At 62.1% G+C, this 14,780-nt stretch carries 13 protein-coding genes; 8 read left to right on the top strand and 5 right to left on the bottom strand.

Features of this window, described 5'->3' with window-relative positions; translation table 11 throughout:
• Window positions 1-8: 8 nt before the first annotated feature.
• Together pncB and RCH06_RS10760 are read right to left on the bottom strand one after the other, a co-directional pair.
• Window positions 9-1,226 carry a nicotinate phosphoribosyltransferase gene (gene pncB, locus RCH06_RS10765; RefSeq protein WP_327081475.1) on the bottom strand — a complete coding sequence of 406 codons (1,218 nt, stop codon included), beginning with the start codon at window positions 1,224-1,226 and terminating at the stop codon, window positions 9-11.
• A gap of 93 nt (window positions 1,227-1,319) precedes the next feature.
• On the bottom strand, window positions 1,320-2,183 hold the full coding sequence (locus tag RCH06_RS10760) for a cysteine hydrolase (RefSeq protein WP_327081461.1): 864 nt from the start codon (window positions 2,181-2,183) through the stop codon (window positions 1,320-1,322).
• Window positions 2,184-2,333: 150 nt separating this feature from the next.
• Between RCH06_RS10760 and RCH06_RS10755 the strand changes: the two genes are divergently transcribed.
• The 3 genes from RCH06_RS10755 (at window position 2,334) to RCH06_RS10745 (ending at window position 4,845) form a co-directional block, all read left to right on the top strand.
• A complete protein-coding gene (locus RCH06_RS10755) occupies window positions 2,334-3,071 on the top strand; it encodes an NUDIX hydrolase (RefSeq protein WP_327081460.1) in 738 nt (245 codons plus the stop codon).
• A gap of 546 nt (window positions 3,072-3,617) precedes the next feature.
• Window positions 3,618-4,103 carry a RidA family protein gene (locus RCH06_RS10750; protein WP_327081459.1) on the top strand — a complete coding sequence of 162 codons (486 nt, stop codon included), beginning with the start codon at window positions 3,618-3,620 and terminating at the stop codon, window positions 4,101-4,103.
• 58 nt (window positions 4,104-4,161) lie between these two features.
• Window positions 4,162-4,845, top strand: coding sequence for a hypothetical protein (locus tag RCH06_RS10745; RefSeq protein WP_327081458.1), 684 nt, complete (start codon window positions 4,162-4,164; stop codon window positions 4,843-4,845).
• A 121-nt stretch (window positions 4,846-4,966) separates the two neighbouring features.
• On the opposite strand, the gene RCH06_RS10740 is transcribed toward RCH06_RS10745, so the two are convergent.
• On the bottom strand, window positions 4,967-5,116 hold the full coding sequence (locus RCH06_RS10740) for a hypothetical protein (RefSeq protein ID WP_327081457.1): 150 nt from the start codon (window positions 5,114-5,116) through the stop codon (window positions 4,967-4,969).
• A gap of 89 nt (window positions 5,117-5,205) precedes the next feature.
• Between RCH06_RS10740 and RCH06_RS10735 the strand changes: the two genes are divergently transcribed.
• On the top strand, window positions 5,206-6,768 hold the full coding sequence (locus RCH06_RS10735; RefSeq protein WP_327081456.1) for an FAD-dependent oxidoreductase: 1,563 nt from the start codon (window positions 5,206-5,208) through the stop codon (window positions 6,766-6,768).
• Window positions 6,765-7,154 carry a DUF488 domain-containing protein gene (locus RCH06_RS10730; protein ID WP_327081455.1) on the top strand — a complete coding sequence of 130 codons (390 nt, stop codon included), beginning with the start codon at window positions 6,765-6,767 and terminating at the stop codon, window positions 7,152-7,154. Before RCH06_RS10735 ends, RCH06_RS10730 begins: the two co-directional genes overlap by 4 nt.
• Window positions 7,155-7,175: 21 nt before the next feature.
• On the opposite strand, the gene RCH06_RS10725 is transcribed toward RCH06_RS10730, so the two are convergent.
• Entirely contained in the window at window positions 7,176-8,012 is an 837-nt protein-coding gene (locus RCH06_RS10725; protein ID WP_327081454.1) for an SDR family oxidoreductase, read from the bottom strand.
• 104 nt (window positions 8,013-8,116) lie between these two features.
• On the opposite strand from RCH06_RS10725, the gene RCH06_RS10720 reads away from it, so the two are divergent.
• From RCH06_RS10720 to RCH06_RS10710, 3 genes are all read left to right on the top strand, one after another.
• Window positions 8,117-9,601, top strand: a complete 1,485-nt coding sequence (locus tag RCH06_RS10720) for a GH39 family glycosyl hydrolase (protein ID WP_327081453.1) — start codon at window positions 8,117-8,119, stop codon at window positions 9,599-9,601.
• Window positions 9,598-10,908, top strand: a complete 1,311-nt coding sequence (locus tag RCH06_RS10715) for a glucoamylase family protein (protein ID WP_327081452.1) — start codon at window positions 9,598-9,600, stop codon at window positions 10,906-10,908. Before RCH06_RS10720 ends, RCH06_RS10715 begins: the two co-directional genes overlap by 4 nt.
• 100 nt (window positions 10,909-11,008) lie before the next feature.
• Window positions 11,009-12,280: a cation:proton antiporter gene (locus RCH06_RS10710; RefSeq protein WP_327081451.1), complete on the top strand. Its 1,272-nt coding sequence runs from the start codon at window positions 11,009-11,011 to the stop codon at window positions 12,278-12,280.
• A gap of 7 nt (window positions 12,281-12,287) precedes the next feature.
• Here RCH06_RS10710 and parC read toward each other — a convergent pair whose 3' ends face one another.
• The gene (parC, locus tag RCH06_RS10705) at window positions 12,288-14,642 is read right to left on the bottom strand and encodes a DNA topoisomerase IV subunit A (RefSeq protein ID WP_327081450.1); all 2,355 of its coding nucleotides are present in this window, start codon (window positions 14,640-14,642) and stop codon (window positions 12,288-12,290) included.
• Window positions 14,643-14,780: the final 138 nt, after the last annotated feature.

Genomic DNA, 14,780 nt, shown 5'->3' with positions numbered 1-14,780 from the left:
AAACTCCTTCAAACCGTGGCGACTGCAGCCATGCCCGGCGTCATCGGAAATTTAAACACCTGGCGCAAATAAGCCAGAAAGGTTTCATCGGTACACAGCGTCTTGCCGGGGCTGTCGGCCAGCTTGGCGACCGGCCGGCCGTTGCACCGGGTCAGCTTCATGACGATGTTGAGCGGCGTCAACCCCACATCGTTGGTGAGGTGGGTGCCAATGCCAAAGCCGGTCTGCGTGCGGCCCGCAAAGGCGCGGTACAGCGCCAGTGCTTTTTCAATGTTCAGCCCGTCCGAGAACACCAGCCGCTTGTTCTGCGGATCAACTCGCAATTTGGCGTAGTGGGCCAGCGCTTTTTCGCCCCAGACAAAAGGGTCGCCCGAGTCGTGCCGCAGGCCGTCGAACAGCTTGGCGAAGTAAAGATCAAAGTCGGCCAGGAAGGCGTCCATGCCCACCACATCGGTCAGCGCCACGCCCAGGTCGCCCCGGTATTCCTGCACCCAGTCTTCAAGTGCGGCGCGCTGAAAGTCGCGCAGCGTCATGCCCAGCGCCTGGTAGGTCTGCAGGTATTCATGCGCCATGGTGCCAATCGGCACCAGGCCCAGGGTCTTGGCCAGCAGCACATTCGACGTGCCCTTGAAGTACTCGGGCACCTCGCGCTTGAGCGTCGTAACCACCTCGGTTTGCCAGTCACGCGAGAAGCGTCGCCGCACGCCAAAATCAAAAAACTCGAACGGGTTGCGCAACTGCGGCTCCTGCGTAAAGGCGCGCAGCACGGCGATTTTCCCCTTGAGGCGTTGTCGGCCTTCTGCAAGCGCCGCCTCCTGGGAAAAGCGCCGGAAATACAGCTCGTTGACGATGGCCAGCACAAAAATTTCAAACCCCATCGTGTGAACCTGCGGCCCGATAGCCTGAATCACCAGCGTGCTGCCGTTGGCACTGGCCCGGATGAAGTCGCGCTGAAAGCTGAAGATGCGCAAAAAGTCCACGAAGTCGCCCTTGATGAACCGCAGGCCGCGCAGGTAGGCCAGCTCGTCGGGCTGAAAACGCAGGCTGCAGAGGTGGTCTAGCTGCTGGTTGATGTCGGGCAGCAATTCAGTCAGCGGGTAGCCAGGCAGGTTGCGGCAGACAAAGCTGTACTCGGCCTCGGCCTGCGGGTGGCGGTGCAGCATGGTCTGCCACATGGTGAATTTGTAGAGGTCAGTGTCGAGCAGGCTCTGGATGATCGGGGTGATGGGCGTGGTGGATTCGGTCGTTGTCACGGTTTGAAGGGCTTGCATAAGGGAATTCTGGTTGTTTGAAAGTTGACAGGACTGCAGGCGGGCTGCTCAGCTGTTGTCCAGCAAGGTCGCCAGCATCTCCGCACTGGTGCGCAGCGCCACGCCACGGCCCGCCATGTCTTGCAGAAAGGCCGTGTGCTGCGCCTCGAAGCCCCCGACCGGGCTCATGCAGTCGGTCAGCAGCACCATCTTGCCCGCCTGGCCAGCCGGCAGGTTTTCCACGATGTGCTCGGTGGTGGCGCGCACGCAATGGCTGCTGGCTTCGCCGGCAATCACCAGCAGATCAGCCGACACCAGCGACGCCAGCAGCGCCGTGTTGAGCTGGGTCGCCGGGTCGCTGGCATCGGGCACCTCGGCCTGCAGAGCGCTGTAGTGTTCGGTAAACGGGTTGCTGCCCTTGCTGATTTTCTGCACCACGGCCAGCCGGCTGTCTTCCCAAGCGTTGCAGGCCGCCTTGACCGCCGGGTGGATGTTGTGGCCCCAGCTGCCGATTTCGCAGTGCACCGGCCAGACCATCAGGGTGTAACGCCCGCCCCGCGCCAGCGCGTCCAGGTAGGCCAGCGCTTTGGGCAGCAGGGCGGCATCGCGTGGCAAAAAGTCGCCCCGGCGCACGGCTGCGGCAGTGATGGCCGTGAACGGCGCCACCGCCCCGCCCGCGCCCTGCTGCCAGAACGTCGGATGCGCAATATGAAACCGGTGGTGCGAGTCCAGTGTGACCGTCATGGCCGTGATGCCGCCCGCGCCTTGCGCGATCAGCCCGGCCAGCCGCAACAGGTCCGCATGTGCGCCGGCCACGGGCAGCGCGGGCGCGGCGGGCTGGCCTGTCAGCGGGTCCGTCGCGCACCAGTCGGCAGGCAAGTCACAAAAATCGTTCTGCGGGTCAATCAGAAGCAGGTGGATGTTTTTTTTCATGGTACGTGCCTTTAAAAATGGGTCAGAACCGGAGGGCTGATTCTCAGCGATGGAGGGGTATATCAACACCGATTTAAGGTTGTATTAAACAACCTTAGTGGGTTGGATAATACAACTCAATTCAATACCCTCCCGCAGAAAGCCCCCAACATGCCTGAAAAAGCCATTGATCTTGATTTTGAAAAACCGCTGACCACCGTTGATGTGGTGATATTCATGGTGCAGGCCGACCAGTTGCAGGTGCTGCTGGTCCAGCGCCCCGACGGGCCACAAGAGCCTTTTCCTTCGGCCTGGGCGCTGCCTGGCGGCTTTGTCGATGTGGCGCAGGATGCTTCGCTGGAGGCCTGCGCCCGGCGCAAGCTGCGGGACAAAACCGGGGTTGACAGCCCGTACCTGGAGCAACTCGGCAGCTGGGGCGGCAAAGACCGTGACCCGCGCGGTTGGTCAGCCACCCATGCCTACTTTGCGCTGCTGCCCCTGGAGGCGCTGCGGCTGGCACCGGGCACTGAAACCGCAGCAACGCCGGCAGCGCCCGCCCGCTGGCAGCCGGTGGACAGCGTGCTGGTCGGCCCGCCGCTGGCTTTTGACCACGGCGAGATTTTCCGGACGGCGCTGGAGCGGCTGCGCGCCAAGGTGGAATACACCTCGCTGCCGGCGTTCTTGCTGCCTGAGCCGTTCACCCTGCCGCAGCTGCAAAAAATGTACGAGGTGGTGCTGGGCCGCGCCATCGACAAAAGCGGCTTTCGCACCCGCGCCCTAGCGGCGGATTTTTTGCAGGAAGACGGCGCTGTCGATGTCGGCGCGCCCCGCCCGGCCATGGGCTACCGGCTCAAAGACCGCAACAAACTGGTGTATTTCCCCAGGACATTCAGCCCGAGAAATATTTGAAAAAGTTTTGCGTGCATCCACAAGACAAGCGGCTGCAAAAAACGAACCTTGCTCTTCATTTAATAGCTGCTCACGCATGTGCTGCATGCGCGCAATGCTTTTTAGGGACTCTCTTGGTAACTACTCGCGCTCTATGTAATTCGTCATTCCCGCGAAGGCGGGAATCCAGTTGGACACAACGAACGTCAGGATGCGCCCGGCGGTAGAAGCGCATGCCAAAAGTGACGGATTTATCCACGACTGGCCTTTGCGTTGGAGATTGAGATGGGATTGAAGTGGGAAGGTGGCCGGCGTGCAGTGCGCTTGATGGCGACACGACAAGGCGATTTAACGGCCGAGCTTAAAGCTTGTAACGCCTGCCTTGGCGCAGCCCTTCAGCACAAGCCAAAACCGCTCTGCAAACGCACCTCCTCAGACAGCGCCGTGCGTTACCATGAAAAGCCTTTTGGGCCGTATTTGCTATTTTTTTAATAGCGCATTGCGCCCGTAGCGTATGCGCTAGCGCTGCATTTCATGCTTGAAAACGATTTATCCAAGGAAACCGCCATGACCACCGCCACAACTCCTGCCAGCCACCCGATTTATGACAAGCTCAAGGCGCTGAACATCACGCTACCCGACGTGGCCGCACCGGCCGGCGCCTACCTGCCCTTCATTAAAACCGGCAATCTGGTCTACCTGAGCGGTCACCTGCCCAAGCGCGATGGCAAGGTCATTACTGGCCAGCTCGGCAAAAACACCAGCACCGAAGAAGGCAAGTCCGCCGCCCGCGCCGTCGCCATCGACCTGCTGGGCACGCTGCAGGCCGCCGCCGGGGGCGACTTGAACCGGGTCAAGCGCATCGTCAAGCTGATGAGTTTGGTCAACTCCACCGCCGACTACACCGAGCAGCACTTGGTCACCAACGGCGCCAGCGAACTGCTGGCCGAAGTGCTGGGCGAAGCCGGCCGACACGCCCGCTGCGCGTTTGGCGTGGCGCAAATTCCGCTGGGCGCTTGCGTGGAAATTGAGCTGATTGCCGAGGTCGAATAAAGCGCGGCTGACCGCCAGACCCGCTTCGCCCCAGGCTTTCTACCCAACAAAGCGCCGCATGAAACTTCAAAGATTTCTGCTCGTGACAGTGGTCCTGGCCAGTCTGGGTGCGAACGCTTATTTTGTGCTGCAGCGCATGACTGCAGCACAAGGCGGAGCAGGGTTCACGCATTCCGCGCTTGACCAGATAGAAGTCATGCGCACGAACGGCGGGCTGCTTCAAGTCAGCACCGTGCGTTCACCGGAGCTGTTCCAGACCACCCAGGAGCACACTATTTTTGGCGTACACGTCGGCAAGACCACCAGCCAGATTCGCGTTCCGGCCACTTTTCATTACCACGTTGAGCTGGCGCCTGAATGGAAGATTACCGTCCGGAACAACACCTTCATCGTCATTGCGCCACGCGTTAAGCCTACGCTGCCGGTGGCCATCGACACGGCGAAACTGGAAAAGCTGACCTCGGGAACCTGGTCACTATTGACCGGCACCAGTGAGCTCGATCAACTGCAAAAGTCGATCACCCAAAGCCTGGCCCAAAAAGCGGCAACGCCGCTGTTCATCCAGCTTCAGCGCGAAGCAGCCCGAAAAACCGTCACCGAGTTCGTCACCAAATGGGTTCTCGAACAAAGAGGCAGCAAGCCCGCCACGGGCTACAAAGTTCGGGTATTTTTTGCCGACGAGCCCATCGAGGTGCTGGGTTCTGCGCCGCTCCCACTCGGCGAGACGCTATTAAATAAATAGCTGACTACGCCCGTATTCATTGTACCAGAGGCTCTTTTAACGCTTTAAACTGCAAAATCCAGCCCGGTTTGAATCCCGGATAAGTTGCCTTGGCTTTGCATGGCGTCCCGGCCAATGCTTTTCAGTTGCGCTTCTTGTGCAAAAAACCGCCGTCAATACCCCCACCTGCGTAAGGCAGCGCGCCGCGCGCGTATGGTTTGATCAGGACACGGCGATCTGCTGATCGGCAATCGCCGGAGTCCTGCCAACATTTTTCAGGGAGGCCGTTCATGAAAACATTCCGGATGATTTTTGCCAGCTTGCGCCGTTCAGCGCCAGCGCAACCTTGGCGCAGCGCAAGCCGCGCGGCAGGAGGCCGCCATGAGTGAGCCCGACACCCCGCTGAAAGGCGACGACTTCGCGCAAGGCGTGGCCCTCGAAAGCATCGCCGACAACGCCATGCTGCTCGGCCATGCACAGGGCAAGCCGGTGATTCTGGTGCGCCGCGCCAATGAGTTGTATGCCGTGGGCGCCACCTGCACGCACTACGGCGGGCCGCTGGCCGAGGGCCTGCTGGTGGGCGACACCGTGCGCTGCCCCTGGCATCACGCCGCGTTTTGTCTGCGCACGGGCGAGGCGGTGCGCGCGCCGGCGCTGAGTCCGATTGAGTGTTGGCGCGTCGAGCAACGCGGCGGCAAGGCGTATGTGACTGAAAAGCAAGCCGATGCGCCCGCCCGACCGGCGTTGACGGCGGCGGATGGCGTGCCCGAGTCCATCGTCATCATTGGCGGCGGCGCGGCTGGCAACGCGGCGGCTGAAACGCTGCGGCGCGAGGGCTACACCGGCCCGGTCACGCTGCTGAGCGCCGATGCAAATCTGCCCTGCGACCGGCCTAATCTGTCGAAAAACTTTTTGGCGGGCACCGCACCCGCCGAATGGCTGCCACTGCGCTCCATCGATTTTTATCAGGCGCACAACATTGATATGCGTCTGGACACGCGGGTCGTCGGCATCGAGCCCGCACGGCGCCGGTTGCAGCTGGACGACGGCAGCCACCTGACCTATGGCGCGCTGCTGCTGGCCACTGGCGCCGAGCCCATCAAGCTCGATATTGCCGGCGCCGACCTGCCGCATGTGCATTACCTGCGCACGCAAGCTGACAGCGAGGCGCTGGTCAGCCGGGCGCTGGGCGCGCGCCGCGCCGTGGTGATTGGCGCGAGTTTTATCGGGCTGGAGGTGGCGGCTTCGCTGCGGGCGCGCAACATTGAGGTGCAGGTGGTCGGGCGCGAAACCTGCGTGATGGAAAAAGTGCTGGGGCCGAAGGTGGGTCATTTCATTCAGGCGCTGCACGAGCAACACGGCGTGAAGTTTCACCTGGGCACCAGCCCGGCGCAGATTGACGCGCAGGGCGTTACGCTGGAAAACGGCGACAAGCTGCCGGCCGATCTGGTCGTCATTGGCGTGGGCGTAAAGCCCGCGCTGGCGCTGGCCGAGCAAGCCGGACTGACGATGGATCGCGGCGTGCTGGTCGATACGTTTTTGCAAACCAGCGCACCGGGCATTTTTGCAGCTGGCGACATTGCGCGCTGGCCGGATCGCCTGAGCGGCACGCCTATTCGTGTCGAACACTGGGTGGTGGCCGAGCGCCAGGGGCAGACCGCTGCGCGCAATTTGCTGGGGAAGCGCGAGCGTTACGAGGCCGTGCCGTTTTTCTGGACTGAGCAATACGACTTTGCGCTGGCCTATGTGGGCCACGCAGAAGGCTGGGACCAGGCCGACATTGACGGTTCGCTGGAGGCACGGGACTGCACCATCACTTACCGGCGCGGCGGCCTAAAGCTGGCAGTGGCGGTCATTCACCGCGACCTGGAAGGGCTGCGGGCAGAAGTTGACTTCGAGCGCGTCATCGCCCTTGAAGCCAGCGCTGAAAAGACCGCGCCATGAGCCCGAAGATCCCGGCCAGCCACATTCGCATCAAGCGCGCCTATGAGCCGCCTGCGCCAGGTGACGGCACGCGCATCCTGATTGACCGCCTGTGGCCGCGCGGCGTCAAGAAAGAAACGCTGGCGCTCAGCCAGTGGAACAAGGCGCTGTCGCCCAGCACCGAGCTGCGCCAGTGGTTTGGGCATGACCCGGCGCTGTGGCTGGAGTTTCGCCGTCGTTATGCGGCCGAGTTGCTTCTGCACGCGGAGCAGCTTGACATACTGCGCGCGCTGGCGCGGCAAGGCACGGTGACGCTGGTCTATGGCGCGCATGACGAAACGCACAATGACGCGGTCGCGCTGCGGGAGTTTCTGTTGACGCCAGAGGAAATGCAGCCCCCTGCGTAAGGCCACGCTGGCCATCGGCCATCAGCCCTTGTGTTCAAAGCCGGGGTAAAGCGTCATGCCGCCATCGACAAACAGCGTGGTTCCAGTCACGTAGTCCGCCGCATCCGAGGCCAGCCAGACGGCGGCCTGCGCAATGTCTTCGGGCTCGCCAATACGGCCATAGGGCACCAGCGTCATCAAGGCGGCATAGGCCTCTGGCTTACTCCAGGCGTCGGTGTTGATGGGCGTGCGAATCGCGCCGGGCGCAATGCTGTTGACGCGGATGCGGTCGCCGGCCAGCTCTTGCGCCAGCGTTTGCATCAGCATCGCCACGCCGCCCTTGGAGGCCGCGTAGTTGGCATGGCCGGCCCACGGAATTTGCTGATGCACCGAACTCATGCAGATGATTTTGCCCAGCGCCCTGGACACGCTGGCATCAAGCCCGCGCCGCCTGAACTCACGCGCCGCCGCGCGGGCGCATAAAAACTGGCCGGTCAGGTTCACGCCGATGACGGTATTCCACTGCGCCAGCGTCATCGACGACAGGGGCGCATCGCGCTGCAGGCCGGCGTTGCACACGACGATGTGCAAAGTGCCAAACTCGGCCACGGCGCGCGCAAACATGGCCTCGACATCGGCTTCATCGCTCACGTCGGCATGCAGTGCCAGAGCGCGCCGGCCGCCGGCCTCAATCTCGCTTACCACGGCCTGGGCAGCCTCGGGGTCGGTGACATAGTTGACCACCACGTCGGCACCGGCCCGCGCCAGGCCCAGCGCCACGGCGCGCCCGATACCCGAATTGGCCCCCGTGACCAGCGCTGTCTGGCCCGCCAGCGGCTGACCGAAAGAAGCTGAAGAAGATGGCTCTTGTGTGCTCATACGAAACTCCCATGATTGAACGGCAGCCGCTTTGCGGCTGAAAAGAGTAGACTAAAACCGTCTCGATTCAGCCCCCGCCACCAAGCCAATTTCAGCGAGATTTCATGCCAAATCCTGTGACTGTTCTCAGCGCCAACCTCAACTCCGCCACCTTGCCGCTTCGCCAACCCTGGCAATGGTGCGTTGGCAGCGGCCACGCCACCTTGGCGCTGCGCGCAGACTGGCAGGCGCAACTGGCGCAGGCGCACAAAGACCTGGGGTTCAGGCATGTACGCTTTCATGGCTTGCTTGACGACGACATGGGCACGCTGATTTGCCAGAACGACCAGCCGCTGTATTCGTTTTTCAACACCGACCAAATTTTTGATTTTTTGCTGTCCATCGGCATGAAGCCGGTGGTTGAACTGTCGTTTATGCCGCGCATGTTGTCCTCGGGGGGCGATATCGTGTTTCGCTACCAGGGCAATATTACGCCGCCCAAGGATCCCGCGCAGTGGGCAGAGCTAGTGCGCCGGCTGGTGGCGCACTGGGTCGAGCGCTACGGCATCGACGAGGTGGCGCAGTGGCCGCTCGAATGCTGGAACGAGCCCAACCTCAAGGCTTTCTGGACGGGCGACCAGGCGTCGTACTTCGACTTCTACCGCACCACTGCCGTGGCCATCAAATCGGTCGATGCGCGCCTGCAAGTCGGCGGCCCGGCCACGGCGGGCAACGCCTGGCTCGATGACTTCACTGCCTACTGCCGCAGCTCGGCCACGCCGCTGGACTTTGTCAGCACGCATTACTACCCGACCGATCCTTTTGGGGCGATTGACACCGACACCATCACGCAGCTGGAACATTCGCCGCCGCTGGTGATGCGCACGCGCGCCCAGGAAGCGCGTGCCAGCGTCGGCGCGCTGCCGCTTTACTACACCGAGTGGAGCATCAGCTCCAACCCGCGCGACTCTTTTCACGACAGCTCGTTTGCCGCCGCGCTGGCGGTGCGCATCGCCATGAACGTCGACGACGTGGTCGATGGCTACAGCTACTGGACGTTTTCCGACATCTTTGAAGAAAACTATTTTCCCAGCGTGCCCTACCACGGCGGCTTCGGCATGATGAACCTCTACGGCATTCCCAAGCCGATTTACCGCGCCTTGCAGATGCTGCGCACGCTGGGCAGCGAACACTTCGAGGTCAGCGGCGCACAGGGCAATTTGTACGCCTGGGCCAGTCCGGGCGAGGCATCCGGCGACGCGGCCAGCGGATGCGCCACGCACATCGTGCTCATGAACCAGGCCATGCCGCGCCATCCGATTGGCAACGAATCGCTTTTGCTGCGCCTCACACCGCGTGCGGGCCACACGCTGCAAACCGTCACGCTGCGGCGCGTTGACGAGGCGCACGCCAATCCCGCGCAAGCCTGGCAAGCCATGGGCTCGCCCGACTCCCTCAAGCCGGCGCAGGTCGACGCGTTGATGCAGGCCTCCATGCCGCAGCCCGAGCCGCTGACGCACCGGCTGGTTGACGGCATGGTGGAAATAGCGCTGTGCATTGCCCCGCAATCGGTCAACCACCTGCAACTCGATTGGAGCCCCGTGACGTGAACGGCAAGTTCCAGGCCGCACCACTGCACGCCGACATGCTGCGCCGGCTGCAGCAAAGATCGTTCAACTATTTTGTCAACGAAGTCAATCCGGCCAACGGGCTGACGCGCGACAAGACCACTGCACCGTGGCCGTCAAGTATCGCGGCCACCGGCATGGCCCTGAGCGTGTACCCGGTGGGCGTGGCGCGCGGCTTTATCAGCCGGCACCGGGCCGTCGAGCGCACGCTGGCGACGCTGCGCTTTTTTGCACACAGCGATCAAAGCGGCGCGGCCAATTCCACCGGCTACAAAGGGTTTTATTTTCATTTTCTGGACATGCAGACCGGCCAGCGCGCCTGGAACTGTGAACTCTCCAGCATCGACACGGCGCTGCTGATGGCCGGCGTTCTGACCAGCGCTGCTTACTTTGACGGGCAGTCCCGGCACGAGATTGAAATCAGGGCGCTGGCCAACATGCTGTATGAGCGCGTTGACTGGGCCTGGATGCTGAGCGGCAGCGACACGCTGTGCCACGGCTGGAAGCCTGAAAGTGGTTTTTTGCCTTACCACTGGGAAGGCTATGACGAAGCCTTGATTCTTTACCTGCTGGCGCTGGGTTCGCCCACGCACCCTGTCGCGCCGTCCTGCTACAGCGCCTGGTGCCGCTCCTACGAGTGGAAGACCTTCTACGACATTGAGCTGCTGCATGCCGGGCCGCTGTTCATTCACCAGATGTCACATATCTGGTGCGACTTTCGCGGTATCCAGGACGCCTTCATGCGTCAGCAAGGCAGCGACTACTTTGAAAACAGCTGCCGCGCCACCCATGTCCAGCAGCGATACGCCATGCACAATCCACACGGATTTTTGCATGTCGGCGAGTTTTGCTGGGGCGTGACGGCCAGTGACGGCCCGGGCAACACGACCAAAACCGTCAACGGCGTCGACCGTCAGTTTTTCGACTACGTCGCACGCGGCGCGCCCTTTGGCCCTGATGACGGCACGCTGGCGCCGTGGGCGGTGGCCGCTTCGCTGCCGTTTTCGCCCAACGTCGTGGCGCCCACGCTGATGCACATGAGTCAGTTGAAAGTGCATACGCCCAACCCCTACGGCTTCAAGGCTTCGTTCAATCCGGTGTTTCATGACGAGGTGGACAACGGCATTGGCTGGGTTTCGCCCTACCATTTCGGCATCAACGAAGGCCCGACCGTGCTGATGATCGAGAACCAGCGCAGCGAGATGATCTGGAGCTTGATGAAAAAATGCGTCTTTCTGCGTCGCGGGCTGTTGGCGGCAGGCTTTACGGGCGGTTGGCTGCAGGCGTGAAGCGGGCCGTTTGCGGCATGATCAAGCCTGCGCCACCGTGCGCAGCACACCGCATCCAGCGCACCCCAGAGTCAACCCTGCCCAGGAAAACACCCCACCCATGTTAGATATTGCCGCCATTTGCCTGGCCGTCACAGCGCTGCTGGCCTACCTGAACCACCGCTTCGTCAAGCTGCCCACCGCCATTGGCGTGATGGTCATTGCACTGGCGATTTCGCTGTCCATCGTGGCGCTTGATGTCCTGGGTCTGGATCACGGGCTGCGCCGCTACGAGGAATCTTTTTTGCGTTCTATCGACTTTTCAGATGTTCTGATGCAGGGCATGCTGTCGTTTTTGCTGTTTGCCGGCGCGCTGCATGTTGACCTGGATGCACTCAAAAAATACCGCTGGCAAGTCGCCACGCTGGCGTTGGTCGGCACGGCGCTTTCGACGGCGGTGGTGGGTTTGAGCCTGTGGCTGGTGCTGCCCTGGCTGGGCATTGAGCTGGCACTGATGCACTGCCTGCTGTTTGGCGCGCTGATCTCGCCGACCGACCCGATTGCGGTCATGGGCATCCTCAAGTCAGCCGGTGCCCCCAAGAACCTGGAGCTGGTGATTGCCGGTGAATCGCTGTTCAACGATGGCGTGGGCGTGGTGATTTTTGCGTTGCTGGCGGGCATGCTGGCCAGCGGCAGCGCCCCCAGCGCGTCGGCGGCCTTCGAGCTGCTGCTGCGCGAAGCCGGCGGCGGCATCGCCTTTGGCATGGTGCTGGGCGCGCTGTTGTTTTACATGCTTAAAAGCATTGACAACTACCAGGTCGAGGTGCTGCTGACGCTGGCCGCCGTGATGGGTGGCTACGCGCTGGCCAGTCACCTGCATGTCTCAGGCCCGCTGGCGATGGTAGTGGCCGGACTGATCACCGGCAACGGCGGCCGGGCGCTGGCGATGTCGGACAGCACCCGGCACCACGTTGACATGTTCTGGGAGCTGATCGACGAGATGCTGAACGCGGTGCTGTTCGTGCTTATCGGCATGGAAGTGCTCTTGATCAGCTTTTCCGGCCCGTTGCTGCTGGGCGGCGCTGTCGCCATCGGCATGACGCTGCTGGCCCGTTCATTGACGGTGGGCTTGCCGGTGGCCTGGCTGCCCACTTTGTTCAAGCTGCCTGCGGGTTCAGCGCGCGTGCTGGTCTGGGGCGGGCTGCGCGGCGGTATTTCGGTGGCGCTGGCGCTGTCGCTGCCGGCCGGGCCCGAGCGCAACATCGTTCTGGCGCTGACCTATAGCGTCGTGGTGTTTTCCATTCTGGCCCAAGGCTTGAGCATCGGCCACGTCATACGCAGCGCGCTGGGACGCCCGGCTTCAGAAAAAGCCAAAGACACGCAAAAAGCCTGAAAACGATCTACTCGACGCGAAAAACGTCCGAGGGCTTGAAGCCCAGGTCGGCCGCCTTGCCCTTGCGCGCCCGCGCTGTGCGGGCATTATTCAGACTGCGGATTTCCAGCGTTTCCTCACGCGGCTTGGCACCCCGGCCGATGCCGGTGATGCGAATGCTGCGGGTGTAGGCGACGGCGCCGGCCAGCGTGTCCTTGGGCTCCAGGTCAATCAGCAGCAGGCCGCGCCCGCCTTTTTCCATCAGCTTGAGCTCGCTCATCTCGAACGTCAGGATGCGCCCGCCGGTAGAAGCGCAAGCCACGTGCGTCGCCGCTGGCAGCGGCAATGTGCCCGACGTGCCTTTGGCATGCGAAGGACGACACAAGGTTTCGCCCTCGCCCAGACCGATGAAGGCTTTGCCGCTCTTGTTGCGCGAAATCATACCTTCGACGGTGGCCAGGAAACCGTAGCCGCCCGAACTGGACAGCAGCAGCATGGCGCTAGCTGGCCCGGCAAAGTAATGCAGCACCTGAGTGCCCGGCTCCAGTTCAATCAGTGTCGTGACCGGCTGGCCGTCGCCTCGCGCGCCGGGCAGCATCGCCACCGGAGCGGAATATAGGCGGCCGTTATTGCCAAACACCAGCAGGGTATCGACGGTGCGGCATTCAAACGTGCCGTACAGCGCATCACCGGCCTTGAAGGCAAAACTGGCGGGCGCATGGCCGTGGCCACCGCGTGCGCGCACCCAGCCCTTGCTGCTGATCACCACCGTCACCGGCTCGTCGAGCACCTTGACTTCCAGCACGGCTTTTTTCTCGGCCTGGATCAAGGTGCGGCGCGGGTCGGCGAACTGTTTCGCATCAGCCTCGATTTCCTTGGTCATCAGCCGGCGCAGCGCCGTCGGGTTGCCCAGGATTTCTTCCAGCTTGCGCTGGTCTTCACGCAGGGATTTCAACTCCTGCTCGATCTTGAGGGCTTCCAGCCGCGCCAGCTGGCGCAGGCGAATCTCAAGGATGTCTTCAGCCTGCCGGTCACTGAGCCCAAAACGCGCAATCAGCGCTGATTTGGGCTCATCCGACTGGCGAATGATGGCAATCACCTCATCAATGTTGAGCAGCACCAGTTGCCGCCCTTCAAGGATGTGGATGCGCGCCAGCACCTTGTCGAGCCGGTGCTGCGAGCGTTTTTCAATCGTCGTCTGGCGAAACGCAATCCACTCGGTCAGGATCTGCCGCAGGGATTTTTGCGTTGGTCGGCCATCCAGCCCAATCATGGTCATGTTGATCGGCGACGAACTCTCCAGGCTGGTGTGGGCCAGCAGGGTATTGATGAGTTCTTGCTGGCCAATCTTGCTGGTCTTGGGTTCAAACACCAGACGCACGGCGGCGTCCTTGCTGGACTCGTCGCGCACCACGTCCAGAACAGCCAGCATCGATTGCTTGAGTTGCACCTGGTCCAGGCTGAGCGCTTTCTTGCCGAGCTTGATCTTGGGGTTGGTAATGTCCTCGATTTCTTCCAGCACGCGTTGGGTGCTGACGCCGGGCGGCAGTTCCTGCACGACGAGCTGCCACTGGCCGCGTGCCAGTTCCTCGATCTTCCAGCGCGCGCGTACCTTCAGCGAGCCGCGTCCGGTGCGGTAGGCGGCGGCAATCTCGGTGCTGCTGGAGATAATCTGGCCGCCGCCCGGGTAGTCAGGGCCGGCAATCAGCGTGTAGAGCTCTTCGTCGCTGAGCTTTGGCGCGCGGATCAAAGCGACGCAGGCATCGGCCACTTCGCGCAGGTTGTGACTGGGGATTTCGGTCGCCAGCCCGACGGCAATGCCGCTGGCACCGTTAAGCAGCGTAAACGGCATTCGCGCTGGCAACTGGCGGGGTTCTTCGGTCGAGCCGTCGTAGTTCGGGATGAAATCGACCGTGCCTTCGTCGATCTCGTCCATCAGCAAGCTGGTGATGCGCGCCAGACGCGCCTCGGTGTAACGCATGGCGGCCGCACCGTCACCGTCACGCGAGCCAAAATTGCCTTGCCCGTCGATCAGCGGGTAGCGCTGCGAAAAATCCTGCGCCATGCGCACCAGCGCGTCATAGGCGGCCTGGTCGCCGTGCGGATGAAAGCGGCCCAGCACATCGCCCACCACGCGGGCGCACTTCACGGGCCGTGCGCCGGTGGCACCGTTGGCACCGCCAAAGCCCAGCCCCATGCGCGACATGCTGTACAAAATGCGGCGCTGCACCGGTTTTTGGCCATCGCACACATCGGGCAGCGCCCGGCCCTTGACGACGCTCAGTGCGTATTCAAGATAAGCGCGCTGGGCATAAGACGCAAGCGAGTCATCGTCAGGCGTTGCAGGTGTTTGCGCATCAGCGTCAGGCGTAAAAAGATCCATGGTCAATCGGCATTCAATAAAAAATCAGGTGTTTACGCACTTGCATGGGCAGACACACCCATGCAAGCAAGAAAAAGTCATAAAAATCAAAAATGGAATGGGCGCTAAAAAACAGTCAAGGGGTCATTGACCCTGCGG

Origin of the sequence: Polaromonas sp. CG_9.5, assembly GCF_035984465.1 — a bacterium.
Lineage (GTDB): Bacteria > Pseudomonadota > Gammaproteobacteria > Burkholderiales > Burkholderiaceae_C > Polaromonas.
The sequence above is the reverse complement of the archived record's forward strand: the minus strand, read 5'-3'. Positions and strand labels throughout refer to the sequence as shown.